The 25,444-nt window shown below is 65.4% G+C and carries 23 protein-coding genes, 1 tRNA gene and 1 pseudogene; 10 read left to right on the plus strand and 15 right to left on the minus strand.

Features of this window, described 5'->3' with window-relative positions; genetic code table 11:
• Positions 1 to 12: 12 nt before the first annotated feature.
• The 14 genes from K426_RS04890 to K426_RS04955 all read right to left on the minus strand — a co-directional run bounded on the left by K426_RS04890 (position 13) and on the right by K426_RS04955 (position 11,361).
• The gene (locus K426_RS04890; RefSeq protein ID WP_066554481.1) at positions 13 to 1,773 is read right to left on the minus strand and encodes a relaxase/mobilization nuclease domain-containing protein; all 1,761 of its coding nucleotides are present in this window, start codon (positions 1,771 to 1,773) and stop codon (positions 13 to 15) included.
• Positions 1,774 to 2,011: 238 nt separating this feature from the next.
• Positions 2,012 to 2,689: a lytic transglycosylase domain-containing protein gene (locus K426_RS04895; RefSeq protein WP_443018219.1), complete on the minus strand. Its 678-nt coding sequence runs from the start codon at positions 2,687 to 2,689 to the stop codon at positions 2,012 to 2,014.
• Between the two features lie 238 nt (positions 2,690 to 2,927).
• Positions 2,928 to 3,263 carry a DUF736 domain-containing protein gene (locus K426_RS31185; protein ID WP_066561381.1) on the minus strand — a complete coding sequence of 112 codons (336 nt, stop codon included), beginning with the start codon at positions 3,261 to 3,263 and terminating at the stop codon, positions 2,928 to 2,930.
• A 111-nt stretch (positions 3,264 to 3,374) separates the two neighbouring features.
• Positions 3,375 to 3,710, minus strand: a complete 336-nt coding sequence (locus tag K426_RS04905) for a DUF736 domain-containing protein (protein WP_066554488.1) — start codon at positions 3,708 to 3,710, stop codon at positions 3,375 to 3,377.
• Positions 3,707 to 4,291, minus strand: coding sequence for a S26 family signal peptidase (locus tag K426_RS04910; RefSeq protein WP_066554490.1), 585 nt, complete (start codon positions 4,289 to 4,291; stop codon positions 3,707 to 3,709). The genes K426_RS04905 and K426_RS04910 overlap by 4 nt, the downstream gene beginning before the upstream one ends.
• A complete protein-coding gene (locus tag K426_RS04915; protein WP_066554492.1) occupies positions 4,288 to 4,794 on the minus strand; it encodes a DUF2840 domain-containing protein in 507 nt (168 codons plus the stop codon). Before K426_RS04915 ends, K426_RS04910 begins: the two co-directional genes overlap by 4 nt.
• The gene (locus K426_RS04920; RefSeq protein ID WP_066554494.1) at positions 4,791 to 5,057 is read right to left on the minus strand and encodes a helix-turn-helix transcriptional regulator; all 267 of its coding nucleotides are present in this window, start codon (positions 5,055 to 5,057) and stop codon (positions 4,791 to 4,793) included. Before K426_RS04920 ends, K426_RS04915 begins: the two co-directional genes overlap by 4 nt.
• A 129-nt stretch (positions 5,058 to 5,186) precedes the next feature.
• On the minus strand, positions 5,187 to 5,855 hold the full coding sequence (locus tag K426_RS04925; RefSeq protein ID WP_443018214.1) for a DUF2285 domain-containing protein: 669 nt from the start codon (positions 5,853 to 5,855) through the stop codon (positions 5,187 to 5,189).
• Complete coding sequence (locus K426_RS04930) at positions 5,749 to 5,970, minus strand: transcriptional regulator domain-containing protein (protein ID WP_066554501.1); 222 nt, start codon at positions 5,968 to 5,970, stop codon at positions 5,749 to 5,751. The genes K426_RS04925 and K426_RS04930 overlap by 107 nt, the downstream gene beginning before the upstream one ends.
• A gap of 148 nt (positions 5,971 to 6,118) precedes the next feature.
• Entirely contained in the window at positions 6,119 to 6,391 is a 273-nt protein-coding gene (locus K426_RS04935) for a DNA -binding domain-containing protein (RefSeq protein ID WP_066561383.1), read from the minus strand.
• A 517-nt stretch (positions 6,392 to 6,908) separates the two neighbouring features.
• Positions 6,909 to 7,751 (minus strand): DUF932 domain-containing protein, encoded by an 843-nt coding sequence (locus K426_RS04940; RefSeq protein WP_066554503.1) that lies wholly within the window; start codon positions 7,749 to 7,751, stop codon positions 6,909 to 6,911.
• Between the two features lie 284 nt (positions 7,752 to 8,035).
• Complete coding sequence (locus K426_RS04945; RefSeq protein ID WP_066554505.1) at positions 8,036 to 8,335, minus strand: DUF736 domain-containing protein; 300 nt, start codon at positions 8,333 to 8,335, stop codon at positions 8,036 to 8,038.
• Between the two features lie 640 nt (positions 8,336 to 8,975).
• Entirely contained in the window at positions 8,976 to 9,200 is a 225-nt protein-coding gene (locus K426_RS04950; RefSeq protein WP_066554507.1) for a hypothetical protein, read from the minus strand.
• A 100-nt stretch (positions 9,201 to 9,300) separates the two neighbouring features.
• Positions 9,301 to 11,361: a ParB/RepB/Spo0J family partition protein gene (locus K426_RS04955; RefSeq protein ID WP_066554511.1), complete on the minus strand. Its 2,061-nt coding sequence runs from the start codon at positions 11,359 to 11,361 to the stop codon at positions 9,301 to 9,303.
• Positions 11,362 to 12,300: 939 nt separating this feature from the next.
• On the opposite strand from K426_RS04955, the gene K426_RS04960 reads away from it, so the two are divergent.
• The 4 genes and pseudogenes from K426_RS04960 to K426_RS32440 all read left to right on the plus strand — a co-directional run.
• Positions 12,301 to 14,166 carry a reverse transcriptase/maturase family protein gene (locus tag K426_RS04960; RefSeq protein ID WP_066553268.1) on the plus strand — a complete coding sequence of 622 codons (1,866 nt, stop codon included), beginning with the start codon at positions 12,301 to 12,303 and terminating at the stop codon, positions 14,164 to 14,166.
• 199 nt (positions 14,167 to 14,365) lie between these two features.
• Positions 14,366 to 14,614 carry a FitA-like ribbon-helix-helix domain-containing protein gene (locus tag K426_RS04965; RefSeq protein WP_145907196.1) on the plus strand — a complete coding sequence of 83 codons (249 nt, stop codon included), beginning with the start codon at positions 14,366 to 14,368 and terminating at the stop codon, positions 14,612 to 14,614.
• Complete coding sequence (locus K426_RS04970; protein WP_066554514.1) at positions 14,611 to 15,033, plus strand: type II toxin-antitoxin system VapC family toxin; 423 nt, start codon at positions 14,611 to 14,613, stop codon at positions 15,031 to 15,033. Before K426_RS04965 ends, K426_RS04970 begins: the two co-directional genes overlap by 4 nt.
• A 352-nt stretch (positions 15,034 to 15,385) precedes the next feature.
• Positions 15,386 to 16,411 (plus strand): annotated as a pseudogene (locus tag K426_RS32440) (recombinase family protein); the annotation flags it as partial.
• 573 nt (positions 16,412 to 16,984) lie between these two features.
• On the opposite strand, the gene K426_RS04980 reads toward K426_RS32440, so the two are convergent.
• A tRNA-Ser gene (locus tag K426_RS04980) sits at positions 16,985 to 17,075 on the minus strand.
• A 52-nt stretch (positions 17,076 to 17,127) separates the two neighbouring features.
• On the opposite strand from K426_RS04980, the gene K426_RS04985 reads away from it, so the two are divergent.
• The 6 genes from K426_RS04985 (at position 17,128) to K426_RS05010 (ending at position 25,432) form a co-directional block, all read left to right on the plus strand.
• Positions 17,128 to 18,054 (plus strand): peptidylprolyl isomerase, encoded by a 927-nt coding sequence (locus tag K426_RS04985; protein WP_066554522.1) that lies wholly within the window; start codon positions 17,128 to 17,130, stop codon positions 18,052 to 18,054.
• Positions 18,055 to 18,144: 90 nt separating this feature from the next.
• Complete coding sequence (ald, locus tag K426_RS04990; RefSeq protein WP_066561385.1) at positions 18,145 to 19,260, plus strand: alanine dehydrogenase; 1,116 nt, start codon at positions 18,145 to 18,147, stop codon at positions 19,258 to 19,260.
• 415 nt (positions 19,261 to 19,675) lie between these two features.
• Complete coding sequence (locus tag K426_RS04995; RefSeq protein ID WP_066554529.1) at positions 19,676 to 20,506, plus strand: sulfite exporter TauE/SafE family protein; 831 nt, start codon at positions 19,676 to 19,678, stop codon at positions 20,504 to 20,506.
• A 206-nt stretch (positions 20,507 to 20,712) separates the two neighbouring features.
• Positions 20,713 to 21,078, plus strand: a complete 366-nt coding sequence (locus K426_RS05000) for a hypothetical protein (RefSeq protein ID WP_066554530.1) — start codon at positions 20,713 to 20,715, stop codon at positions 21,076 to 21,078.
• Between the two features lie 51 nt (positions 21,079 to 21,129).
• Complete coding sequence (locus tag K426_RS05005; protein ID WP_066554531.1) at positions 21,130 to 22,887, plus strand: tetratricopeptide repeat-containing sulfotransferase family protein; 1,758 nt, start codon at positions 21,130 to 21,132, stop codon at positions 22,885 to 22,887.
• Positions 22,888 to 23,017: 130 nt separating this feature from the next.
• The gene (locus K426_RS05010; RefSeq protein WP_066554538.1) at positions 23,018 to 25,432 is read left to right on the plus strand and encodes a TonB-dependent receptor; all 2,415 of its coding nucleotides are present in this window, start codon (positions 23,018 to 23,020) and stop codon (positions 25,430 to 25,432) included.
• Positions 25,433 to 25,444 lie beyond the last annotated feature (12 nt).

Genomic DNA, 25,444 nt, shown 5'->3' on the forward strand with positions numbered 1-25,444 from the left:
AGGTCTCCTGAGTCAGATGCCGAGGCCGCGCTTGCGGCCGAGCGTCCAGTCGATGCCGCCGCCGGCGCGGACGACGCCGGACACCTGACGGCCGAGTTGCTGTTCGAGGGTGCTGGCCCACGGCACGAGCCTGAAGCCGAGGCCGTCGTCGATCATGGCGAAGCGGCCGGAGGCGAGCGCGAGACGCTGGCGCACGATGCCGGCGATCTTCTCGCCGGACGCGGCGGGGCGATAAGCAAGGCCGGTCTCGCCCGCGATCTTCGCGCCAACCGCGTCCAACTCGCGCTTTCGCAGCGTGTCGAGCATCCCGCGCTCGAACACCGTCCGCTCGCCGAACCGGCGCGCGAGCCCTTCCTTGACGAGATGGTCGGTTCGCGCGTCCATCGCGCGTCGCACCTCCGCGCCAAACCCGCCATCCGCGACACTCGCGCCGCGCTCGATCAGCCGGTGGTCGAGCCAGGTCGCGCCGGGCGCCTTTACCTGCGCGGCGAGGTCGAGGTCCGACCGCGTGGCGAGCATCAGCGTCAGCTTCTCCTCGCCCGGCCGCCCGATCGCACGCAGCTCGACGATGCCGCCGAGCTTCGGTGTGTGCTCCAGCGCCTCGACGCCGGGCAGCCGGACATGGTGGGTGCGGCCATCGGTGCCGTCGATCACGGCATAGGCCGTGCCGATCAGTTCGTCGTGCAAGCCCTTGTCGATCAGCCTGCCCGCGATCGGCTTCTCGGGCGCGCTGGTGACGACGGCATAGCTATCGAGCGGCCGGTCCTGACCATGCTCGCGGAGCGCCGCGCCGATCGTGCGGATAATGTCGCCGCGCGTGCCCAGCTCGCGCAGCTTGGCCGCCGCGCCTTCGGCAACCGCCCACTCGCCCGGCTCGCCCTGCGCGGCGAGCCCCATCGACTCCAGATGCTGCAACCGCCCGACCATCAAGCGGCGGAGGCGCGGATCGTCCGGGCCGGGGCGCTCGGGCCGCAGGTCGATCACGCCCAGCTCGTCGGCCGAGCGTTTGATCTCGGTATCGAGCCGGGTCCAGCGCTCGGCCGCCACGTCGCGTTCGAGCGTGCGCTGAACCTCATGCTCGGGCTTCGGGCCAAGTTCGGCCTGCGCTAGTTCCTCGGCGTTGGAGCGCAGGTTGTGGCTGATGTAGTCGCGCGCCATGACGAGATCGGCGCCGGTGTCGGTCACGCCGCGCACGAGCAGATGGACATGCGGGTTGTCGGTGTTCCAGTGATCGACCGCGACCCAATCGAGCCGCGTCCCCAGGTCCGCCTCCATCTGGCGCACGAGGTCGCGGGTATATTCGCGCAGGTCCGTCAGCTCGGCCGCATCCTCGGGCGAGACGATGATGCGAAAATGATGCCGGTCGTCATTGCAGCGATCGGCGAAGCCGCGATCGTCGGCGTCGTCGCCGGCCGCATCGAACATGCGCGTCGGCGAGCCGTCGCGGGTGACGCCCTCTCGCTTCAAGTAGGCGACATGCGCGGACAGCGGCGCCATGCGGTATCCGCCCCGGCCGCGGTGATTAACGGGCAGCGCCTTCACCAGCACCCGCCGGCCCGATCCGAACAGTCGGCTGCGCGCGAATGCGGTGCGGCCCCGGCCGAAGTTGGACTGGCCGCGGCGGGACGGCCCGCTCCAGGCGCGGCGAGGGTTGCCGCCGCTCATGGCGGCGGCGCGCAGCACCTCGGCGACTAGGCCGCGGGCGTTGCGGCCCTGCGCCTTGCTGCGCTTGGCCTTACCCGGCCGGACGCGGAAGTCGCTGTCCTCGCTCATGGCCGGGCCGCTTTCGGCCGAAAATGGCCTGTGGTGCCATTCGAGGCGTTGTTTTTGCTGGCTTTTCTCTTCCGCGCGGCACGCGCGCCGACCGATGCCCCCGCGTGAAGCCTCGGAAAAGCCTCGGCTTTTCGGCGAAACGGGGCGGGCCTTGTATCTTGCCCTCGCACTATTCGGCCTTTTCCTGCCCCTTCAGTCACTTTCCTGACTGCAACCGGCAATCTGAAACGACGGGCGATCATTGCGGTCGGCCCGCGCGGGCGCGGGACACGAACAGCGTATCGGCGGGTTCACGGCGAGACCGATCGGCCGGCTCCACCTCGCCGGACTCGGGGCGATCGGATTGCGGTTCGGACGCGGTTTCGGAGCCGCCGCCCTGCGCCCCGACCGCATCAAGAGCAGCAGTCGCGGTGCGGACGAACAGCCCCGCACGGCGCCAGGCGAACGGATCGGGCAACGGCGCGGCGGCAAGTTGAAGGTCGTCACTGCCGCCGGTGATCGACGCGAGACGCGAGAGATAGGCGCGCGTTTCGGCAGGCAGCGGACGGCCGCGCGACAGATAATCGTCGTAGCGGCCCGGCCCCGCATTATACGCCGCCAGCATCGCGGTCGCGTTGCCGTAGCGGTCGTGCATGGCGCGCAGATAGGCCGCGCCCGCCATGATGTTGGCGCGAACGTCGAACGGATCGGACCCGAGGCCGTAGCGGGCGCCAAGATCGGTCCAGGTCGCGGGCATGATCTGCATCAGGCCCATCGCCCCGGCCGATGACACAGCGCGCGCATCGCCGTTGCTCTCGACGCGCATCACGGCCCAAATCCACGCTTCGGGAATGCCGAACCGGCGCGCGGCCTCGGTGACATGGCCCGCGTAGGGATGGACGGGGACCGATCGTGTGGCCGGCGCATCCTGCGCCATCGCAGGGACAGGCGCAGCGCCGCCGGACAGCAGCAGCACGGCAAGCGCCGCCGCCGATCCGACTCCGCTCCGCCGCCAGCCTGCCAGCGTGCTCGCTGCGGTAAAGGGTGCGCGCGGCGCGCCGGCCTTCGGCCGCCCTTGACCTTCGCTGCGCGCGCCGGCCGGCCTGCGACCGAGCGGGACGAAGGGATGAGACGGCCTTCCCGCGAACCAAGGGATGATGGACAATCGCACGATCTCAATCCTGCTCGCGCGACTTCGGCTGGCGGTTCCAGCGCAGCGACCAGGCCGATTTGTCGCCGGTGTTCTGAAACAGCGCGGCGCGGATGGGCTGCGCGAAGGCGGGATCGTCGATGCGCAGCGAGACGTAATCGCCGGCGCGCTCGCCGGTCTCGTTCCAGCCCGCGCCGATCTCCGGGCCTTCGCCGCCGTCGCCGCGATGAACGCGCCAGTCGGGCGCCTTATCGGCGTCGCCCGGCTCGGCCGGGACGATGGAAATGCGGATGTCGAGCGTTGCCGTCTCGATGATGCCTTCATAGCCATTGGCTGTGCGGATGAAGCTGCCGATCTGCATGGGACTCTCCTTTGGGTTGGCAGTGGGAAGTTGGGTCAGCAGTCGCAGCAAGGGGGGCAGGCGCTGCGCGGAGCGTGATCGCGGGCCAATGCCGGGCGCGCGGGCGGCCGGTCATTCGATTTTCCAGCGGCCCGAAGGCTTGGACCAGAACAGGTCGTGCCGGCCTCCGCCGAGCAGCGACGGATAGAGCGTCGCGCGGATCGGCGCGGCGAAGCTGGGATCGTCGAGCAACAGCTCGATGCACGGGCCGAGCGCGCCGTTCACGCGGGAAACGCCGCATCCGATGCGCGTCCCGAAAGCGTCGGGACCGAGCCGAACGTCATAGCCGGATATGGCGCGATCGTGGGACCGGAGCGCGTGAACGACGATTTCGGCGTCGAGGCAGAGCGTGCGGATACGCCCCTTGAAACCGTCGTCGACGACTTCGAATGTGCCGATGTCGATCATGGCAATGTCCTTTCTGCGGTTCGATCACGCGCCGTCCCGCGCCACCGCAGCGGCGCATCGGGCGTGTCACGGGTGAGGATCGGGATCGCGCGGCCGAGCACCGACGCGGCCGGCAGAGGACCGAAATAGCGGCCGTCCAGGCTGTCGGGACGATCGGCATTGAGCAGCAGCAGTTCGCCGGCCGCGAGCGTGCGGCAGCCGTGCCAGACCGGCAGCGGGCGGCCGATCCGGTCGCGGATCAGGGCGACGACAACCGCCCGTCCATCGACGCTAACCGTCACGCCGATCCGGCAAACCCGCTGCCCCGGCTTTGCCGCGACATGCTTCAACAGCGGCACATCCGTGCCGAGATATCCGCGCCCGGCCATCCACCGGGCCAGCGGTTCCGGCGGCGTGACGGCAACCAGCGATCCAAGCGATGGATTGCGATCGGGCTTGATCCGGTAGAGGCCGAGCGGCGCGCTCGCGCTGGCGTTCCAGAGAACGCGCGGCAGCGGATCTGTCATCGCGATGGTGACGAACGACGCGGCGAACGCCGACGCGGCGGCGGCGGTCGCGCGGAGATAGAAGCGGCGCGTCATCCCTCGATCTTCCGGCGCTTGAGCCAGGCGCGATGACGCTCCAGCGTGTAAGGGCGCGGGGCTTGTCCGGCGGCGATGCGGTTATGGACGTGCCGCCAATGGTCGGGCGCGGCGTCACACGGATCGACGCCGGCCGCTTCGGTCGCGTCGATCGCCGCGAGAACCTGACTGACTTTGGGCCAGCCCTCGATCTTGAGCAGGATGTCGCCACCCGGCCGCACGAACGGCAGCGTCGTGAACGGCTCGTCCGCGCCGACCGCGCGCACGATGTCGATGCGCGAGACTACCGTGCCGTAGTCGTTCGCCGCCCAGCGGATGAACGCGAAGATCGCGCCGGGCCGGAAGCGGACGATGCGGCGGCGGCGATCGACGATCTCGTCCACGGCGACGCGGCCGAACCTGATCCAGTGCTCGATCTGCTTCTCGATCCAGGTCAGTTCAACGCGTGTCATGCCGTCATCGGACGGCTGGCGGTGACGCATGGGTGACGGCGGGACGGTCATCGCCGGCTCCGGGCGATGGCCGAATCCGCGCGTGGCATGAGGTCGTCCTGACCCGGATCGGAGGTCGAATGCTTGATGCCGATGTCGGCCCAGGCGCGCAGGTCATCGACCGAATAGACGACGCGGCCGCCGATGCGGCGGTAGGCCGGGCCGGTTCCGAAATAGCGGTGCTTTTCGAGGGTGCGGCCGGAGAGGCCAAGAAAGCGCGCGGCTTCCGGCGTGCGCAGGAAGCGGGGCGGTAGGTTGGAGGGCGTATCGGACAAGTGACGACTCCTGCGGGCAGTGGCGGCAGGAGGCGTAAATGGCAGATCGGATTGCCCGCCGTAGGGGACGTAGATTTGTAACCGCACGGATATGACCACCCCCTCGCAGGGGGCCGTCGCCGTGGAAAATCAGCGGATACGGAGCAGTTTGCGGTAGTCGGCCTTCATCAGCGCGAGGCCGTCACGGACGAGGCGCACGGCGAAGGAACGCGAGGCCGACATTTTCCAGTCGCTGGACGACATTCGCTCCGCATCGTCGCGTCCCAGCGCGATCGCGATCTCACGATAGGTCGCGCCGCTGTCATGCAGGTCGAGCGCCCGCAGGATGAGGTCGAGCCGCGCGAGCTTTTGCGCCGTGAGCGGCCAGCCACGCGGAAATGGCCCCGTCGCCCGGCCAAGCAGGCGGCGATGGAAGCGCAACAAGCTCAACACCCTCGTGATGAAGTCCTTGTCGAGCGGAACGACGGCGGCGAGCGGCCGGCCGGGTTCGGGAGCCCGCAGCCACAGGCGATGCTCGCCGGCCGCGTCCTCGACGATGACGTGGCGACCTACGATGCCGGCGTGGTCTGCGAGCAGTGCGCCAAGCATTTGCGGATCAACAGGTGTGGCGTGCTCGAACCCCTCCGGTGCGACGTCCAGGATGACCGTGACAGCGGTCAGTTCCGGCCGCCAGACAACCGGCGCCGACAGGTCATCCGGCGACGTGGCGAAAGGACAACCCCCAGCGCCGCGCGAACGCGGCTTCCGCTGCGTCCTTCGCGACGGCGCCGCTGGCGATGCGTGTCTGCATCTGCGCATGTTCGGCGCGATAGGTGCGGTTTCGCCGCAGAAACTCGGCGGCAATATCGGCGCGCCCGAGGGCGTCGGACAGTCTTCCGGCGCCGCGCTGGCGACGCCCAGGTGGCGTCGGCATGGCATCCTCCCAACCGCGCTGCTGCGCGGATTTTTGGAGAGGCGACCATCTGCGGCGGCGCCACCAAAAACTAGAGCGGAGAGCGCACACAACCATGCCGGGCAGGCGGCGGGTTTGCGCCGAACTCGATCCATAATGGTGCGTAATTTTAACGCTTTGCCGGTCGTTCGCAGCCAAGTAAATGCACGTAGCCGACTTCGGTCATCCACCGGGCGCGGGCGAGATGGGTATCGTGCATGACCTTGGCACGATCTGGTTCGGCGTTAGGGTCGATGCCGAAAATCAGCCCCGCCGCCTCGCGCCAATCGGCTCCGTCCGTTTCGGCGTCGAGCAGCCGCAGATAGTCCGTCAGATGGCGCTCGTCGTAGCTGGTAAGCTGCGGCGACTCGGGCGCGCGATCGTCGAAACTCATCTTGTCCATCATACCCCCGATCCGCGCCCGCGTTAACCAATAGACCGGGAGCGCAGCATTTTCGATGCGCGTAATCGGCATGATTGCTTGCGGAATTTGCGCTGCCAATACCTTCTCAAAGGGGCTGCTGGTCTGCGGTGCGCCCCCGCAAACAGCTCCTGGACCCGTGATCGGGGAGTTGGAAAACCGGAATATCTCGGTCCCTATGACCTTTAGCCCGAGAGCCTGTTGTATACGTCACAGGCTCCCCGACCATGTGGTCAAGGATGGCGGCATCGTCACGGCCGACGCCAAACCGGATATTCCGGGGTTTCCACGCCCCAGGCCGCCGCGTAGCGACCCACGCTTCTTTTAAGTCAGCAATAGCGAGAATGCCACTACCAACCGCGAGCCGGGCGGAGCCCGGCGAGCGCGTTTGCGGCCGCGCGGACCTTGGGACGCGCTGCCGCCGCCGATCCGCCACAGCGGATCGGCGCGAGATGGGCCAACCGCAGGGCCGAAATTCCGACCCTGCGGTGACGAACGATCATACGGCCTTGAGGCGTTGCATTCCCTCGGCCAGCGTCCAGAGCGCCCGGTTGAGCGTCACATTCTGGTCGATGCCGTTGATGGCGCGGGTCTGCGCCCGGCGTATGCGGCCCTCGGCGTTGCGCTTGCGGCCCTGCAAACCGCCCCGCACGACATTCTCCTGAATGACGTTGAAGGTGGTCCACAGGCTATCGCCCATGTCCTCGCGGCGGCGCGGTTCGATGATCTGTTCAGGCCGTAGCGGGCTTTCATCCTCGCCATAGCGGGCGACCAAGCTGACCTCGCCAAGCAACCGCCGCTCGTCCTCGGAAAGCCGGACCTCTTTCATGGCCTCGCTCGCGCCGATCAGGCGGGGGAAGTCCTCGGCGACGGTGTAAACGCCTTCGATAATATCATGCTCGATATTGCCCTTGTGCGGCACGCGGACCTCCTCGAACCGCTCGCCCGCGATCATGGAATTGGTGCAGACGAAGCGCAGCATCCCGGCGAACATCTGGTAGGCGCTGGTCCCGTCATGGCTGTTCACGATGATGACTTCTGCGGCCTCGGCTTTGCCGATACCCTCGTCACGACGAAGGCGCAGCATGTGTTTTGCGTGGCCGTGGCGCGAACCGTCGCGCGGAACCGACTGGACGGCGAAGAACGGGAACCATCCTTCCCGGCGCAATCCCTCCACGATGTCGATGGTCGGGACATAGACATACCGCTCCGAACGGCTGTCGTGCGCCTCGCGGGCGAAGATGGACGGGACGTGGCGATATAGCGCCTCGTTGTCGAGCGGCTCCCAACCGCTGATCTGATGGGCGTTCCGGCCGAACCGGGTGGCAAGCTGATGGTACATGGCTGAACTCCTTGGGCTTGGGTTTCCGCGCAGCGGAGCGCCGCGCTGAAACCCTGCCCGTCGGCGAGACCGGGGGTGCAACCGGAGTGGGCGGCTTCGCGGGGAACCGGCTGCACGTAACGCGCAGCGTGGAGGAAGCTGGGCGGAAGCCGCTCCGAAGGGCGCTCGGGGCGGCGCCCCAAGCACCTCACAACATGCCGGGCCACTGGCCCGTCCATATTATGAACTGGCGGACCAGCACACGAAGGCGCCCCGCTCCGAGGGAGCGGGGCGCCGTGTCGAGGTCAGCGCGACCAGATGAGAGCGTATTCGCCGGGGGTCTCGGTTTCGACCAGAGTGGCGTAGATTGGAGCCGCGAAGGTCGGATCGTCCAGTTTGACCGAGATGTAGTCGCGGTTCTCGCGGCTGGTCTTTTTCCAGCCCGCGCCGCATTCGACCGTGCTGACCGCGAGGCGGAAATCGGGGGCCTTCTCGCTCTCCTTGTCGATCGGGCGAAGAGCCGCCTTGGCGTTGAGGGTGAGCGTCTTGAGGGTTCCGGTGAAGGAGCCGTTACCCGCCTGGGTGAAGGTGCCGATGGTCGCCATGTCGAAGTTCCTTTCGCTTTCGGGCCACGACCGCCGCGGCCTCGATGGCGATCGGTGAAGCGGGGATGATCGGACGCGCACCGCTTGCGGCCGGAGCGCAGCGGAGGATGGCGACGCGCGGCTTTTTTGTTTCGCGATGCAAAGCCGAAGGCAGCGGAAAAAAGCCGCGCGGCACCGTTGCGTCAGGCCGATCAAGGCGAAGCCGGCCCCGGTTAGATCAAGCCAATCGAGAGGCCGCGCGGTTGTCGCCGAACCGGAAATTCTACGCCGTGGCTAGGACGGGCACTGTCAGTCGGAGGCATTGGCTGCGTTGCTAACCTTCGCTGGATGACCTTGCCAGTAACCCTTCGCAGAAATGACGACAGAGCGGACGCGCCGATTCTTTGCCCATGTGTTTGCCGAGATCCAGCGTGAGGCTGGAATGGACGTCGCTCACCGCGCGCATCATGGTCGCCAGGTGATTCTACCGCGCGGGTCTGAAATAGCAATCGGCGAACCGAGCCCCAGAAACGCGACAGTCGATCCGCCATCAGAACGGCGCCCCGCTCCCTCGGAGCGGGGCGCCTGTGCAATGGGAAAGCGGCCGCGCCCCAACGGGCGCGGCCACGATTTCAGCCGGGGATGATGGCGCTGCGCGCGTTCAGCGCTGCGCCTCGCGCCAGCGGCGCGCCGCCGCCGCGTTGAACAGCGGGCTTCCCATGCAGGCGCGATGCTCGATCACGAAGGCAGCGCAGCCGTGCAGAACATAATCATGCGTGACGACGCATTCGTCGGAAAAGTCGTTGATCGGTTCGCCGCAGCGGATGCAGCACAATCTTCCGGGCTGGCTTTTGCGGCGCTCGATGACTCGGAACAGACGGCGCATGATCGACCTCCCTACAAGCGAGCGCTCCGTTAGCCGGGCCAGCGGAGCGCCGGGCACAAAAGAAGGCCGGGACCGCTTGCGCGGTCCCGGCTCCGTGCCGCTATTCGGCGGCGACAGCATAGGAGGCTTCGCTGTCCTCCGCTTCGGGCGGTTGCTCCACGCTATCCGTATCCTCCGGCTCCACAGGCGCGGGGACCGCTCCCCCCGGTTCGGGCGTCCGCAACACAGCGGGAAGCCATCCGGTCCCGGCCAGAAGCTGCTCGGCGGCCTGCGCCATGTCCGGCTTCTTCATGTCCGCGATGCGGCGTGCGGCGTCCTCGGACACGCCTTCGGTCACGGCCTCCACGATATGCGCCTTGGTGACACGGCCAAGGTAGCTGTCCACCGTCGGCGTCCAGTCCTTCGCCATGTCCAGCGCCAGCGCGCCCGCCAGCCTGTCCGCCGTTTGCAGCGACCGGGGTTTGCGATCCCACGGCAACCGCAGAGCATTGACGGTACGAGCCGCGCAATGCGCCAGGAGCAGGGTCCGTTTCGCCTCGTCCAGCCCCACGATGAAGCCCCACAGGTCCGCCACATCGCGCGGCATCCGTTCGGCCCATGCCTCGTGCTGCTCGCTCGCTCGCGCGGCCAGCGGGGTATCCTCGATCCCGTCCGCATGGCTCCCCAAGGGAGTCACGGTCGGACGAACCTCAAGGCAACCGGCCTCCGCATAGCTGTAGAACAATTGTGCGGTGAGCGTGTGGGTCAGCGCGATCAGCGCCATATCGGGCTGCTCGGCCAGCGCTACGCGAAGCGCCAAGGTCCGATGGGCGGACAGGTCGCGGGTGAGGCTGTCGGAAATCGGCTTGCCCGGTTCCTCGTCCTCTTCCTCGATCTCCTGCACGTCCTCGTCGCCGCCCTCGGCCTGCTCGTCCTCCACCGCCTCGCGGTCGATGGCTTCACCTTCGCCCCCATCCTCCGGCTGCGGGTCGGCCAGCGCCTCGTCTTCGGCTCGGACGAAACCGCGCTCGATCCTGACCGTGCCGTCATGGTGAAGGACGACGAACGCGCCGCCATGCGCGATCACGCTTGCGTCGTAGGCCGAACGCTTAGCCGAAATGGCGTCGATCTCGTCGGAAACCACCTCCAGCTTCGCCGCCACGTCCTCGGGCATCTCGTCATAGGACGAATAGCCTTCGGCCAGCGTGTCATGCTCGGTGGACAGCGCATCCAGCCGCGCCTCGTCCTCGTCAGACAGGGGAACCGTCTGCGGATAGAAGCGCCGCATCCCGTGGGCGTGGGGATAGTCGATATGCGCCTCGGTCCATTTCCAGCCCTCGTCCTGCACGGTCCCGGCGATCTCGCGCAGCTTCTCGGCGGCGAGCATGTCAAGCAAGCTCGCATCCTCGAAGAACCCGCCCCGGTCCTCGCTGAACAGGTCGCGGATGATGTTGCCGCCCGCCTCGATATAGGCATCGGCTCCGACGAATACCGCGCGCCGGTCGGCGGCGGGCACGTTGGCAGCGGTCATGTCGCGACGGATGATCCACGGCTCGCGATTGTGGTGCAGGTTCTCGAACACCTGCTCCTGACGGGCATGGTCCTCGTTGATCGCAAAGGCCATAAGCTGGTCCAGCGTAAGGCCGTCCTCGCGATAGACCTGCAAAAGCTTGGGCGAGACAGCGCCAAGGCGAAGCCGCTGCTTCACCACGCCAGCCGACACGCCGAACCGCGCGCCGATCTCTTCCGCGCCCCATCCCTTCTCGTTGGAAAGCTCCACGAACCGCTCGAACTGGTCGGCGGGGTGCATCGGCGTCCGGGTGACGTTTTCGTCAAGGCTCACCTCGGAAGGATCGTTGGCCGTGTCCAGCCAGCAGCGCACAGGTTCGGATTTCTTGCACTGCTTGCGCTTGGCGCGCAGCAGCATCGCCAGCCTGCGGCCCTCGCCTGCGGTGACGAGGTAATAGCCGGTCGGCGTCCCGTCCTCCTTGGTCTCCGGCTCGATCACAAGGTTCTGGATCAGCCCCTTGTGCTGGATCGACGCGGCCAGCGCCTCGATAGCAGCCTCCCCATGCGGCACCTTGCGGGCATTGCGCGGGGACTTCTTGAGCTTGGCGAGCGGTACGAAAATCTCGACGCCCGACACAGGCTCGGTGGCAACGGTTTCGATAACGGCGTTCATCTTCCTTACTCCTTCAAAACCACACACACCCCGGAATGGGGTGGGCGGCGAAAGAGCGACCGGCAGGCCCGCCGGCGGAGCCGGGCAGCATCCGTGAGGACCGGAACGCAGAGAAGGTAAGCGCGGCACGCGCGTTGCGGCCCGGCGCGGCGGGCCTAGAGGGAAGCGACGCCCACCCCATCTCGGGGAGTGCAACGACCGTCAACGCGATCGGGCCGGCGCAGCCTTGGCCCGATCTCCGCAGACCGGAAAGACGACAATCCGCGCGGCGGATTGCCCGAACGGCGCAGCGGCGCCACCCCGCCATGCGGATCGTCACCCGACAGGGAGTGCGCCGTTGTGGCGCGAAGAAGAAAGGAGTGTTCGAATGAACTGAGCTTACTGGCGTAGCTTATGCCTGACCGACTTACCGGTGCTGGTGATGAACCGGCTGAGATTCCGAAAGGGAAACGGGACCATAGCATGTCGGGGAATGGATCGAAGTCGGGTGCCGCAACCTGACGGTTGACCAACAGGCAAGGTGTGCATGGTGAAGACTGGATTGTCTGAATCCCAGATTCCAGCGGCTATCAGGTTGGCGATGGTGAACGCGGTTGTCACACCATTCCGAGCGGAGCGAGGAGCACGTCCTAGTGAATCGCTGCCAGTCCGCTCGGCGCAGCCCCGGTAAGGGGATTAAGGAAACGAACGGGGCACCTAAACACGCCGCGACTCCTCACTCGCGCAACTGCGGGATCGCCTAAACAGGACGGCTTGTTCGGACCTGCATGGCGACGGAGCCGTCATAGTAGTCAAATGCCCGGTGTAATGGCCGGGATAGCCGCCGCGAGGCGGACGGAGCAGCGGTATAAGCGGGAGTGATCCTTGTCGAAATCCGCAGCATCCGGGCGAAGGACGGCAGTTCTGTAACCTCGATGGATCAAGGGAAAGGGATTGCTGATGCAGACCGCTACTATCCTGAGACGGATCGAGACGCTTCCGGCCCTGTCGCGGGCGGGCAAGCGGATCAATGGTCTCCACCGCCTCATGCGGTACCGCTGCTTATATGAGCGGGCCTATGACAGAGTATCCCGGAATCGGGGTGCCATGACGCCGGGAGTAGACGGCCAGACCTTCGACGGCATGACGCTGGCAAGGCTTGATCGTCTGGTCGAACGCGTGGCGGATGGCCGTTACCGCCCTCGTCCAGTGCGGCGGGTCTATATCCCCAAGGGCAATGGTAAAATGCGCCCATTGGGCATCCCTACGGCGGATGATCGCATCGTTCAGGAGGCGGCGAGAATGATCCTCGCGGCGATCTATGAGCCTGTGTTCTCGAAACATAGTCATGGGTTCCGCGCGGGTCGCTCCTGCCACACGGCTCTCGAGGAGATCCGCAAAACCTGGACGGGTGCGAAATGGCTGATCGAAGTGGATGTTCGCGGGTTCTTCGACAACATCGACCATGACATCCTGCTCGGCCTCTTGGCCCGGCGCATCGATGATCCTGTGTTCATCGATCTGATCGGAACAATGCTCAAGGCAGGGTGCATGGACGAATGGAAGTTCGAACGGACCTATAGCGGCACTCCACAGGGCGGGGTCATCTCGCCCTTGCTTGCCAACATCTATCTCCATGAGCTTGACTTGTTCATGGAGGAAATGCGGGCGGGCTTCGACAAGGGCGTCAAACGGCGGGCCAATCCTGCCTATGCTGCTCAGGGCCAGCAGATCGCCGCACTTCGTAAGAAGATCGACGCAATCCGTGCCGGTGGCGCGGACGAGGCAGAAGTCCGGGCCTGTCTGGCTCGGATCGAAGCCATCAATCGGGATCGACGGAAAATATCATCCGTCGATCAAATGGACCCCAACTTCCGCCGCCTGCGCTATTGCCGCTATGCCGACGACTTCCTTGTCGGTGTGATCGGCAGCAAGGCGGACGCCGTCCGGATCATGGCCGATATACAGCACTTCCTCGCTGAGCGGCTCAATCTGGCGGTATCACCGGAGAAAACCGGGGTTCGCGATGCGTCGAAGGGATCGCCGTTCCTTGGCTTCCATGTATGCGCCTTCACGTTGCGCTCCGCCGGCACGATGGCGGGACGGCAGAAGGTCGGCGGTGGGATGCGTCGCGTCCTTCGTCGGCCAACGCGGGGGAATATCAAGCTGTGGGTGCCACGGGATCGGGTCTATGGGTTCTGCAGGCGGAAAAAGCTCGGCAACCTCGACAAGAGGAATGGCCGAGCACGTCCGCAGTTCCTCGACTCCAGTGTCGCGGAAATTATCGTTGCCTATAACTCGGAGTTCTGTGGCTTCGCCAACTATTATGCGATCGCCGACGGCGTAAAAGCGTCGCTCGACAAACTTGAGCTGGTCATGTTCAGGAGCTTGTTGGCGACGATAGCCTGTCGACGGCGTACGAGTAGAAAGCAGGTCATGAAATCCCTGAAAATGGGGGCGGACTATGGTGTCACCACCACGGTCCGGGGCAAACCGCGCGTCCACAAGGTGTGGAAGCTGAAACATCTGATCGTGAAGACGTGGGGCAATCCCATCGTCGATACCATCACGGTCGGCTCGCGCATTGCGCAGAGTTCGAACGACCTCGTTACCCGCCTCACCGCTGAAGAATGCCAAGCATGCGGCGATACCGATGGACCGTTCGAGATGCATCATCCCAACCGCCTGAAAGACAAACGGGGCGACCAACTGACACTGTGGAAACAATCGGCGCGGCGGCGCAGGACCATCGTTCTGTGCCGCAAATGTCACGTCGCACACCATGGTGGTCGGATGCCCGACAGAATGGAGAGCCGTGTGCATTGAAAGGTGCAAGCACGGTTCGGGGGGAGGCGCTGGGGCGTCCTCGAAAGAGGCGTCTCGCGCCCACCCTACCGAGACCCGTCAGGGGCTCGGTCGGAGCGCAGCGGAGATAGAGCGGCGGTCCCGTAGGGAGGCGCCAACCCTTCCTTGATTTTCTCAGCCTCATCGACTAAAATGCTGTCATTGACTTATGGAGGTTTGCATGGCGGTCATGACGATCCGAAACATCGACGACGCGATCAAGAATCGTCTGCGGCTGCGGGCGGCCATGCATGGTCGATCGATGGAAGATGAGGCCCGCGACATCCTGCGCTCGGCGCTCTCGACCGAAATCCCGCGCCCCCGCAATCTCGGCCAGGCGATCAACGAACGCTTCGGTGAGCTGGGCGGCGTCGATCTGCCTGTGACGCCGCGCGAGGCGATGCGGCCTCCGGTGGACTTTGGGGAATGATCGTCCTCGACACCAATGTCATATCCGAACTGATGCGGCGCGAGCCCGATCCGAGGGTCATGGCGTGGATCGCCGACCAGCCTATGGCGGGCGTGTTCACCACGACGCTGACCCAGGCGGAGATCTTCTACGGACTGGCGCTGCTGCCCGATGGCCGCCGCCGCGACGATCTGCTCGCGGCCGCACGCCCGATGTTCGATGTCGATCTGGCAGGGCGCGTCCTGCCGTTCGATGCCGAAGCCGCGACGGCCTACCCCGACATTGCCGCTGGTCGCAAACAGGGCGGAAGGCCGATCAGCCAGATTGACGCGCAGATTGCGGCCATCGCGCGCTCGCGCGGGGCGCGGCTGGCGACTCGCAACGTCCGTGATTTCACCGACTGCGGCATTACGGTCGTGAACCCGTGGGGCGAGCCATGAACCGCGCCGCCGTCCGCCCCTATCTGCGCTACGACACATCGGAGCCTTTGCACCAAGGCAGGACGGGCGGCACCATGCCCGCATGGCCACGTTTCGCAAGCCTCGTCGCCGAACGCCGCGCTGTCCCGCATACTGCCCGGACGATTTGCTCGACTACGCCCGATCGCCGGTTAACTCGGCTCGGCCCTGTGCCGGTCGGCCGTCCAAAGACGACATTTCCACCTGGACCGTTACAGACGACTGGCCTGATCGGGTGCCGGTCACGAGTGTCGAAGTGGACGTGTTCGAGGCATGGTTCGGCGATGTCTTCGACGAGTTGTTCGGGCCATGCCAATGATGTGAGGAAGTTGCCATGACTGTGCCGCTGCGCGCCGCCCTTTATCTGCGCGTCTCGACGGCGCGGCAGGCCGAGCATGATGTTTCGATCCCCGATCAGCGCAAGCAGGGCGAAGCCTACTGCGTCGCGCGCGGCTATGAACTGACCGAGACGTTCGTTGAGCCGGGCAACACGGCCACGAATGATCGCCGTCCCGAATTTCAGCGGATGATCGAGGCTGGCACGAGCAAGCCTTCGCCCTTCGACGTGGTGGTCGTCCACAGCTTCTCGCGCTTCTTTCGCGATGCTTTCGAGATGGAATATTATTACCGGAAGCTCGGCAAGAATGGCGTTCGCCTCGTCTCCATCACGCAGGAGCTTGGCGACGATCCGATGCACGACATGATGCGGCGGATCATGGCCCTTTTCGATGAGTATCAGTCCAAGGAAAACGCCAAGCACGTCCTGCGCGCGCTTAAGGAAAATGCCCGACAGGGCTTCTGGAATGGCTCGCTGCCGCCGATCGGCTATCGAATTGTCGCGGCCGAGCAGCGCGGGGCCAAGGTCAAGAAGAAGCTGGAGATCGACCCGCTTCACGCCGACACGGTGCGGCTGGCGTTCAAGCTGGCGCTGGAAGGCGACGGCACGTCCGGCCCGATGGGTGTGAAGACGATCACCAAGCATCTCAACGAACGCCGCATCTTCACCCGCGACGGCGGGCGCTGGGGCATCGGAACGGTGCATCGGATGCTGACCCGTCCGACCTATGCGGGGCGGCATGAGTTCAACAAGCGCGGCAAGAACAAGGAATTGAAGCCCGCCGAGGAAGTGATCGCGGTGGAGGTTCCGGCGATCATCGACCAAGCCACGTTCGATGCGGTGCAGGCGCATTTGAAGGCGCGTAGCCCGAAGGTCGCGCATCCGCAGGTCGTCGGTGGCCCGACGCTGCTGACGGGGTTGATCCATTGCGGCAAGTGCGGCGGCGCGATGACGATCCGCACCGGCAAGGGCGGACGCTATCGCTACTATACCTGCTCGATGAAGGCGCGGCAGGGCGCGACGGCCTGCGAGGGCATGACCGTCGCGATGGAGCGGCTGGACGATCTCGTCGCCAATCATCTGGCCAAACGGCTGCTCGATCCCGATCGACTGGAGAACGTGCTGTCGGAAGTTCTGGATCGGCGACAGGAACGATCCGAGCGACGCCGGGAGCACATCGCCGAGTTGAACAAACGAGCTGCGGAGACCGAGCTTCGTTTGAAGCGGCTTTACGATGCGATCGAAAGCGGAGTCGCCGACCTCGATGACCCGGCGCTCAAGGATCGCATCGACGGATTGAAGGCGACCCGCGATCAGGCGCGAGCGGACGCCGAGCGCGCCTCGGCGCTGCTCGTAAGCTCGGCGCAACAGACGATCACGCCGACGATGCTACGCGACTTCGCCTCTACCGCGCGGCGACGTATCCGGCGGGAGGGCGGCGGTTACCGACGCGACCATCTCCGCGCGCTCGCACAGCGGGTCGAAGTGGACAAGGGCGAGGTTCGCATCATGGGCAGCAAGAGCAACCTGTTGCGTGTGCTTGCCGCTAACGGCGTAGCCACGGCGGCGGGCGGAGTGCCCACCGTTGTACCGAAGTGGCGGAGCGGGAGGGATTCGAACCCTCGATACGCTTTTGACGTATACTCACTTTCCAGGCGAGCGCCTTCGACCACTCGGCCACCGCTCCGCATTGCACTGGAGGCGGCTCCCTATCGTGCGTCGGCGCGCTAGGCAAGGGGATGCTTTACTTTCCTTTCTCTCCCATGCTTGATTGCGCCATGCCGATCCGTTTCCTCGCTTTCCTGACCGCGCTTTTCCTGCCTGTTCCGGCCCTTGCCGCTCTTCCGGCGACCCCCTCCGCCATCGTCGCGCAGGCGCCTGCCACCGCATGGCGGACCATCGCGCCCGACACGCTGCTGATCATGACGCTGGAAGGGGGCAGGCGCGTGGTGATTCAACTCGCCCCGGATTTCGCGCCCGCCCATGCCGCCAATATCCGCGCGCTCGCCCGCGCCGGCTGGTGGGACGGCGAAAGCGTCTATCGCGTGCAGGACAATTATGTCGCCCAATGGGGCGATGTGACCGAGAAGAAAGCCCTTCCCGCCGGCATCGTCACGGACATCAAGCCGGATTATGTCCGCCCGCTCGCCGCACTCAAAACCGCCCCGGTGCCTTTGCCCTATCCGGACGCCTATGCCCCGCGCACGGGCTTTATCGACGGCTGGCCAGTGGCGATGGACAAGGCGTCGGCCTGGCTGCCCCATTGCTACGGCATGGTGGGCGTGGCGCGGAACCTGTCGCCCGATGCGGGGACGGGGGCTGAACTCTATGCCGTGATCGGCCAAGCCCCGCGCCAGCTCGACCGCAATATCGCCGTCGTCGGCCGGGTGATCCAGGGGATGAGCCTGCTCGCCAGCCTGCCGCGCGGATCGGGCGATCTGGGCTTCTACGCCGCGGGGGAAAAGCGCCTTCCCATCGTCTCCGTCCGTCTTGCCAGCGATCTGCCAGCCGCGCAGCAGCCGCATTATCAGGTCATGGACGTGACGTCGCAGAGCTTTGCCGACTACATCCGGCTGCGGGCGAACCGGAAGGATGATTTCTACGATCGTCCGGCGGGCGGGGTCGATCTCTGCAACGCGCCGGTGCCGGTGCGGCAGGCGCCCTGAGGCTCCGGTCGGTCAAAACGGGCAAATTGCCGGAACGATGCCTATCTAAAGGACATTACAGCTTCGCCGGCAAGGATGGAGAGGATGGTCATGATCGTAGGCACCGTCAGGGAGATCAAGAATCACGAATATCGCGTCGGCCTGACGCCGGAGAGCGTGCATGAACTGACCGCCCACGGCCATCGCGTGCTGGTGGAAAGCGGCGCGGGGGAGGGGATCGGCGCGCATGACCGCCTCTATGCCCGCGCCGGGGCGGAGATTGTGGACGATCCGGTCAGCATCTTCGCGGCGGCCGAGATGATCGTGAAGGTCAAGGAACCCCAGCCGGAGGAGCGCGCCCTGCTGCGCCCCGGCCAGATTCTCTACACCTATCTGCATCTGGCGCCCGATCCGGATCAGACGCGGGAGCTGATGGCGTCGGGCGCGATCGGCATCGCCTATGAAACGGTGACGGACGCCCATGGCGGCCTGCCGCTGCTCAAGCCCATGAGCCAGGTCGCCGGACGCATGGCGATCCAGGCCGGGGCGACCGCGCTGGAAAAGGCGCATGGCGGGCGGGGCGTGCTGCTGGGCGGGGTGCCGGGCGTCCTTCCGGCGAAGGTCGCGGTGATCGGCGGCGGCGTGGTCGGCTTCAACGCGGCGCAGATGGCGGCGGGCCTGGGCGCGGACGTCACCATTCTCGACCGTAGTCCGGAAGTGCTGGAGCGGCTGGGCATCCATTTCGAGGCGCGGGCGAAGACGCGCTTTTCCAACCGGGCCAATCTGGCGGAATGCGTCGAGGAGGCCGATCTGGTGATCGGCGCGGTGCTGATCCCCGGCGCCGCCGCGCCCAAGCTGGTGTCGGCGGATATGCTCAAGACCATGAAAAAGGGAGCGGTGCTAGTCGACGTCGCGATCGACCAGGGCGGCTGTTTCGAAACCAGCCATCCCACCACCCATGACGACCCCACCTATATCGTCGATGGCATCGTCCATTATTGCGTCGCCAACATGCCGGGCGCGGTGGCGCGGACCAGCACCTATGCGCTCAACAATGTGACCTTGCCCCACGCGTTGAAGATCGCGGACCTGGGGTGGAAGGAAGCGCTGCGGGCGGACCGGCATCTGCTGGACGGGCTGAATGTGTGGAACGGCCAGATCACCTACCAGGCCGTGGCGCAGGAGCTGGACCTGCCTTACACGCCGGCGGAAGAGGCTATTGGATAGAGGGCCGTGGCGGCAGGTTTGGTCAGTTCCAGCCATTGAGAGGCACGTGTTCCTGCGAAGGCAGGAACCCAGTTCCTACGGTGCGACGATCCACGAACGGCGGGACTGGGCTCCTGCCTTCGCAGGAGCACGGTGCACTTCAAGGAAAGCGACGCAAAAGCGGACCTTCCGCTTCCCACCCATCTCCGTTTCCTCCCCCCACTCTCCACAATATTGCTCCTCCCTTTGCGGGTTCCCCGGCTTCGTTCGTTTTGCGTGGATGTGGGGGCTGTTGATCGTCCCTGCCACGCACGTTCCGCCGAAGAGAGGCATGGGTTTCCAACATGGTCGATTGCACAGCTTCCGCCGCCTTGATCCATAGAGGCATCTTCCCCAACAGTGCCGCCTGCGCCATAGCGTCGGGGGAGCAGCGCTGATGCAGGGTGACATGATGACTTGGCTAGTACCCCTGGTCGCGATGCTGGGCGCGGGCCTGTTCGCCGGTTTCGCGGCGGGGATTTTCGGGATTGGCGGCGGCTTCGTGGTGGTGCCGGCGCTCTTCGTGGTGCTGCCGCTGCTGGGCGGCACGCATGATGCCATCGCCCATGTCGCCATCGGCACATCGGCGGCGACGATCATCGTGACGTCGATCCGCTCGCTGCTCGCCCATGCCAAGCGCGGCGCGGTGGAGTTCGAGGTGCTCAAGACATGGGCGCCGTGGATCATCCTGGGCGACGGCGCCGGTGTGCTGCTGGCCGGTCATGTGGACGGGCACATCCTGACCATGATCTTCGCGGTCGGCGTGTTCCTTATGTCGCTCAATTTCCTGCTGCCCAAGGTCGGCGGCAAGGTGATCAGCGACACCATGCCTTCTGGCATCGCGCGGGTCGGCATAGCCGGGGGCTTGGGCACCTTTTCCGCGCTGCTCGGCATTGGCGGCGGCACCATCGCCATCATGGTGATGACGCTATGCGGCCGCTCAATCCACCGCGCCATCGCCACCGCATCGGGCATCGGCACGCTGATCGCCATTCCCAGCGCCATCGGCTTCGCGCTGATCGGCCTCAAGGAAAGCGGCTTGCCCTGGGGATCGCTGGGCTATGTCAACATTCCCGCGACGCTGGCCATCGCCTCCATGTCGATCCTCACCGCGCCGCTGGGCGTGGCGGCGGCGCACAGCCTGCCCGCCGCACCGCTCAAGAAATTCTTCGGCGTCTATCTGGTCGTCATCGCCTTCGTCATGTTCCGCAACGCCATCAAGATGTGACTTCCTCCGACCGCCCGTGGCCCCTGCACAGGCCACGGGCGGATTTTATTCAAACTATTGATATTATTTGATTTAATGTCATTTTATGCGCTCCCCCGGTCGACGCTGGAGCGCATTTCATCCATTCTGCACATCCGTTCATGCACAAAATCCTCCTTTTCGGACGTTGACCCAGCAGAGTTCGCATCAGGAAGAGGAGAAGAGACATGAACCGCTCGATTGTCGCCAGCGCCCTTGCCATCCTCGCCATGGCGCCGGTTTCCGCGATGGCCGCGCCCTATGGCGCGATGAGCTATGAAGAAAGGCTCGCCGCCGCCGAGGACGACATGACCTTGCCCGCGCCGATTGCGGGTGTGCAGAATAAATATTGGTTCAACTATCGCACCGACCTGGCCGAAGCCCGCAAGGAGCTGGCCCACGACCTGCGCCACGCCACCGATGCGGAGGATGAGCGGGACGCCTGGGACGAATATCGCATCGAACTGGCCGATGCGCGCCATGATTATGTGAAGGAAATGCGCGAGAAAGGCTATCGCCCCGGCCAGGTGCGGGTCTATGGCTCCGGCCGCTAGCCGGACATGTCCCGCTTGCTAAGCCGCGTGCGGCTTGACATTTAGGGGTGGATGCGGGGCGAAAGCTATTCTTCCATCCGGCAAGCGCTTGCGCAGAACCCCGCGCAGGCGCTTGCGCTGTGCCTCGACCGGCTTGGGCAGGCCGCCGGGGATGCCGAAGCCCATCGCCTCGCCGCCCGCGCCCTGCGCGCCCTGAAGCGGGATGGGGAGGCGGAACGGCATGAATCCGCCGCGATCGACGCCGCCGCCACCGACCCGGCGCTCCAGCAGGCCGCCGTCGCCCTGCTCGACAACCGCCTGCATCTGGCCGAACCGATCCTGCGCGGGCGGCTCAAGGACAATCCCTTCGATGTCGCGGCGATCCGCATGCTGGCCGAACTGGCGGGCCGGATCGGGCGCAATGCCGATGCGGAAAAGCTGCTGCGCCGGGCGCTGGAACTGGCGCCCGCTTTCACCGCCGCCCGCGCCAATCTGGCGACCGCGCTGCACCGCCAGAACAAGACTGGGCAGGCGCTGGAGGAATTGGATCGGTTGCAGGACCAGTCCAACCCCGCCCACGCCAATCTGCGCGCCGCGGTACTGGGCCGGCTGGGCGATTTTGACGAAGCCATCGCGCTCTACGAGCAGATATTGGCTCAGGTGGCGGGCCAGCCGAAAATCTGGATGAGCTACGGCCATGCGCTCAAGACGGTGGGCCGCACGGCGGACAGCATCGCCGCCTACCGCCGCGCCACCGCGCTGCGCCCGGCTTTTGGCGAGGCGTGGTGGAGCATCGCCAATCTGAAGACGGCGGCCTTCGACGCCACCGACATCGCCGCCATGTCCAACGCGCTCAACGACGCGCATGCCAGCGCGGAGGACCGCTTCCACCTCCATTTCGCGCTGGGCAAGGCGTTAAGCGACCAGGGCGAGGCCGGCGCCGCCTTCACTCATTATGCCGAAGCGAACCGCCTGCGCCGCATCGCCCAACCCTATGAGGCGGCGCGCACCACCCGCGCAGTCGATGCGGCGGTCAGCCTGTTCACCCCGGATTTCTTCGCCACGCGGCAGGGCAGGGGCTGCGCCGCGCCCGACCCGATCTTCATCGTCGGTCTGCCCCGCGCCGGCTCCACGCTGATCGAGCAAATTCTCTCCAGCCACAGCCAGGTCGAAGGGACGATGGAACTGCCCGACCTGCCCGCGCTGGTCGCGGAACTGCGGCAGGAGGGCGATTGGCCCGCCATGCTGCGCGACCTCGACCCCGCCCGCCTCCGCGCCTTGGGGGATGCCTATATCGAGCGCACCCGCATCCAGCGGCGCGAAGGGCGGCCCTATTTCATCGACAAGCTGCCCAATAACTGGCTGCATGTCGGCCTTATCCACCTGATCCTGCCCCATGCGCGGATCATCGATGCGCGCCGCCACCCGCTTGATTGCGGCTATTCCAATTTCCGCCAGCATTTCGCGCGGGGGCAGGCGTTCAGCTACGACCTTGGCGACATCGGCCATTATTATGCCGACTATGTCCGGCTGATGGCGCATGTCGACGCCGTGCTGCCGGGGCGCGTCCACCGCGTCGTCCACGAACGGCTGCTCGACGATCCGGAAACGGAGGTGCGCGCCCTGCTCGCCGCGCTAGGTCTGCCGTTCGAGGAAGCCTGCCTGCACTTCCACCAGAACCGCCGCGCCGTGCGCACCGCCAGCAGCGAACAGGTCCGCCGCCCGATCAACCGCGATGGAGAGGGTCAATGGCGCGCCGTCGAAGCGCAGCTCCGGCCCCTGATCGCTGCCCTTGGCCCTGTGCTGGACAGCTATCCCGACGCGCCCTGACCGTGGCTTTCGGGTAACAATCGCCTGAAAAAGCGCATGATTGTCGGGACGCAACGATTTTCCATTGCGCGCTTCCGGCAGTTGATGACAATTTCCCGCAGAAACTCGTGCACCTGAGGGGAGGTAGCCGATGTCAGGTCGCTTACGCTTGATGGAGTTTTCGTCCGCATTGCTGGTGACCAGCGCGCTGGTCTTTCCGGCTCTCGCGCAGGAACCGGCGCAACAGGCCGCGCCGCCCGCCTACAGCGACGTGATCGTCGTCACCGCCCAGCGCCGCGAGGAACGGTTGCAGGATGTGCCGATCAGCATCAACGCGCTCGGCCAGGCCAAGCTGGAACAGGCCAATGCCAAGGCGCTGGACGATTATGCCAAGCTGCTGCCCAGCGTCTCCATCCAGTCCTTCGGCCCCAGCCAGGCGCAGGTCTTCTTCCGCGGCGTAGCCACCGGATCGGGCGGCCCGCCTCTGCATATCGGCCCGCTGCCGACCAGCAGCACCTATGTCGACGAAATCCCGGTCACGACCATCGGCGGCATGGTCGACGTCCATCTCTATGACGTCGCGCGGATCGAGGCGCTGGCCGGGCCGCAGGGCACGCTGTTCGGCGCCAGTTCGCTGTCGGGCACGCTGCGCATCATCACCAACCGTCCGGAACTGGGCAAGACGACCGGCAGCATCGACCTGCAAGTCAACAAGTTCAGCAAGGGCGATTTCGGCGGATCGGCGGAAGGCTATATCAACCTGCCGATCAGCGACAATGCCGCGCTGCGCGTCGTCGGCTTCTATGACCGGGCCGGCGGCTATATCGACAATATCCCCGGCACGCGCACCTTCACGCTGGACGATAACGACCCCAGCACCAACCTCACCGTCAACAACAACGCGCTGGTCGAAAACGACTATAACGACGTCGAAACCTGGGGCGGCCGCGCCGCGCTGCGCGTCGACCTGGACGACAATTGGACGGTCACGCCGCAATTTCTCTATCAGAGCCAGATCGCCCATGGCGGCTTCTTCTACGATCCGACCAAGGGCTATCTGAACGTCACCGACTATCTGCCCAGCCGCAACAAGGACCGCTGGTGGCAGGCTGCGTTGACCATCCAGGGCAAGCTCAGCGACTGGGACATCACCTATTCGGGCGGCTATTTCGAGCGCAAGGTCGATAATATAGCCGATTATTCCTATTATTCGGTCGCTTACGACAGCTACACCTATGTCGACGATAACGGCGTGACGCAGCCGGGCTTCACCACCTTTTTCCCGGACGCCAACGGCCATCCCATCGACCCGACGCAAACCGCGCACCAGTTCGACAAATATACCAAGCACACGCAGGAATTGCGCGTGAACTCGCCCACCGACAAGCCGTTCCGGCTGGCCGCGGGCATGTTCCTGCAAGTCCAGACCGACAAGATCGGGGCCGACTATCAGACGGTCGGCATCGGTTCGATCCCGACGCCGATCTGGCTCACTCCCTTCGGCACCAGCGACACCGTGTTCCTCACCCGCGTCAAGCGCAAGGACCGCGACTATGCGATGTTCACGCAGGGCGAATATGACATTGTGCCCAATGTCACGCTGATCGCGGGCGTTCGCGGCTATGTGGCCCACAACACCATCTACGGCTTTTCCGGCACCAACAGCGCCAGCAATCTCGATCCGGCCAATTGTTTCCCCACCAGCCTACCCGACGTCCCCTGCGCCAATGTGCACAAGAAGCAGGTGGAATCGGGCGTCATCTGGCGCGGCGGCATCAAATGGCAGGTGTCGAGCGACATCATGCTCTACGGCACCGTTTCGCGCGGCTACCGGCCGGGCGGCAACAACCGGCGGCCAGGGGTCAATCCGTTCAAATCGGACAAGCTCGACAATTTCGAACTGGGCTGGAAAAGCCGTTTCGGGCGCTTCACCTTCAACGGCGCCGCCTTCTACCAGAAATGGCGCGACCTCCAGTTCGGGCTGGTGCCGGTGGGTCAGAATGGCGTCACCAACACCTATAATGCCGGCAACGCGCGCATCTATGGCGTGGAGGGCGACCTGTCGGCCCGCTTCGGCGGCCTCAGCCTGTCGGCCAGCGCCACCTATGTCGACGCGCAGCTCACCAGCGATTTCTGCGAAGTCGATCCGGTGACGAAGAATATCGTCTGCAACCCCGGCGTCCCGCCCGCCGCGGCCAAGGGCACGCGCTTGCCGATTATGCCGCGCTTCAAGGGTTCGGCCACGGCGCGCTATGAATGGCCGCTCGGCGCGATGACGGCCTTCGTGCAGGGATCGGTGTCGCATCAGGGCGGCACGCGCACCTTCCTGACCGACGCGGACTATGCGGCGGTCGGGCCGACCAAACCCTTCACCACCGCCGATTTCTCGATCGGCACCCATTGGGATAGCTGGCGGATAGAGGCGTTCATCCAGAACGCCTTCAACAGCCATGGCGCGCTGGGCAAGAACACCATCTGCGCCACGGAAATCTGCGGCGCCTATGCCCGGACCTACCCGACCAAGCCGCAATTTTTCGGGCTGAAAGTGGGCTATGATTTCGAGTAGCAAATAGGTTCC

Source organism: Sphingobium sp. TKS (assembly GCF_001563265.1).
Taxonomy (GTDB): Bacteria; Pseudomonadota; Alphaproteobacteria; order Sphingomonadales; family Sphingomonadaceae; genus Sphingobium.

Bases quoted from the DNA above. Each gene is read 5' to 3' on its own strand.
- K426_RS04890 (WP_066554481.1), bottom strand. From the start codon at position 1,773: ATGAGCGAGGACAGCGACTTCCGCGTCCGGCCGGGTAAGGCCAAGCGC.
- K426_RS04895 (WP_443018219.1), bottom strand. From the start codon at position 2,689: ATGGCGCAGGATGCGCCGGCCACACGATCGGTCCCCGTCCATCCCTAC.
- K426_RS31185 (WP_066561381.1), bottom strand. From the start codon at position 3,263: ATGCAGATCGGCAGCTTCATCCGCACAGCCAATGGCTATGAAGGCATC.
- K426_RS04905 (WP_066554488.1), bottom strand. From the start codon at position 3,710: ATGATCGACATCGGCACATTCGAAGTCGTCGACGACGGTTTCAAGGGG.
- K426_RS04910 (WP_066554490.1), bottom strand. From the start codon at position 4,291: ATGACGCGCCGCTTCTATCTCCGCGCGACCGCCGCCGCCGCGTCGGCG.
- K426_RS04915 (WP_066554492.1), bottom strand. From the start codon at position 4,794: ATGACCGTCCCGCCGTCACCCATGCGTCACCGCCAGCCGTCCGATGAC.
- K426_RS04925 (WP_443018214.1), bottom strand. From the start codon at position 5,855: ATGCGCAGATGCAGACACGCATCGCCAGCGGCGCCGTCGCGAAGGACG.
- K426_RS04930 (WP_066554501.1), bottom strand. From the start codon at position 5,970: ATGCCGACGCCACCTGGGCGTCGCCAGCGCGGCGCCGGAAGACTGTCC.
- K426_RS04935 (WP_066561383.1), bottom strand. From the start codon at position 6,391: ATGGACAAGATGAGTTTCGACGATCGCGCGCCCGAGTCGCCGCAGCTT.
- K426_RS04940 (WP_066554503.1), bottom strand. From the start codon at position 7,751: ATGTACCATCAGCTTGCCACCCGGTTCGGCCGGAACGCCCATCAGATC.
- K426_RS04945 (WP_066554505.1), bottom strand. From the start codon at position 8,335: ATGGCGACCATCGGCACCTTCACCCAGGCGGGTAACGGCTCCTTCACC.
- K426_RS04950 (WP_066554507.1), bottom strand. From the start codon at position 9,200: ATGCGCCGTCTGTTCCGAGTCATCGAGCGCCGCAAAAGCCAGCCCGGA.
- K426_RS04955 (WP_066554511.1), bottom strand. From the start codon at position 11,361: ATGAACGCCGTTATCGAAACCGTTGCCACCGAGCCTGTGTCGGGCGTC.
- K426_RS04960 (WP_066553268.1), top strand. From the start codon at position 12,301: ATGCAGACCGCTACTATCCTGAGACGGATCGAGACGCTTCCGGCCCTG.
- K426_RS04965 (WP_145907196.1), top strand. From the start codon at position 14,366: ATGGCGGTCATGACGATCCGAAACATCGACGACGCGATCAAGAATCGT.
- K426_RS04970 (WP_066554514.1), top strand. From the start codon at position 14,611: ATGATCGTCCTCGACACCAATGTCATATCCGAACTGATGCGGCGCGAG.
- K426_RS04985 (WP_066554522.1), top strand. From the start codon at position 17,128: ATGCTTTACTTTCCTTTCTCTCCCATGCTTGATTGCGCCATGCCGATC.
- ald (WP_066561385.1), top strand. From the start codon at position 18,145: ATGATCGTAGGCACCGTCAGGGAGATCAAGAATCACGAATATCGCGTC.
- K426_RS04995 (WP_066554529.1), top strand. From the start codon at position 19,676: ATGCAGGGTGACATGATGACTTGGCTAGTACCCCTGGTCGCGATGCTG.
- K426_RS05000 (WP_066554530.1), top strand. From the start codon at position 20,713: ATGAACCGCTCGATTGTCGCCAGCGCCCTTGCCATCCTCGCCATGGCG.
- K426_RS05005 (WP_066554531.1), top strand. From the start codon at position 21,130: ATGCGGGGCGAAAGCTATTCTTCCATCCGGCAAGCGCTTGCGCAGAAC.
- K426_RS05010 (WP_066554538.1), top strand. From the start codon at position 23,018: ATGTCAGGTCGCTTACGCTTGATGGAGTTTTCGTCCGCATTGCTGGTG.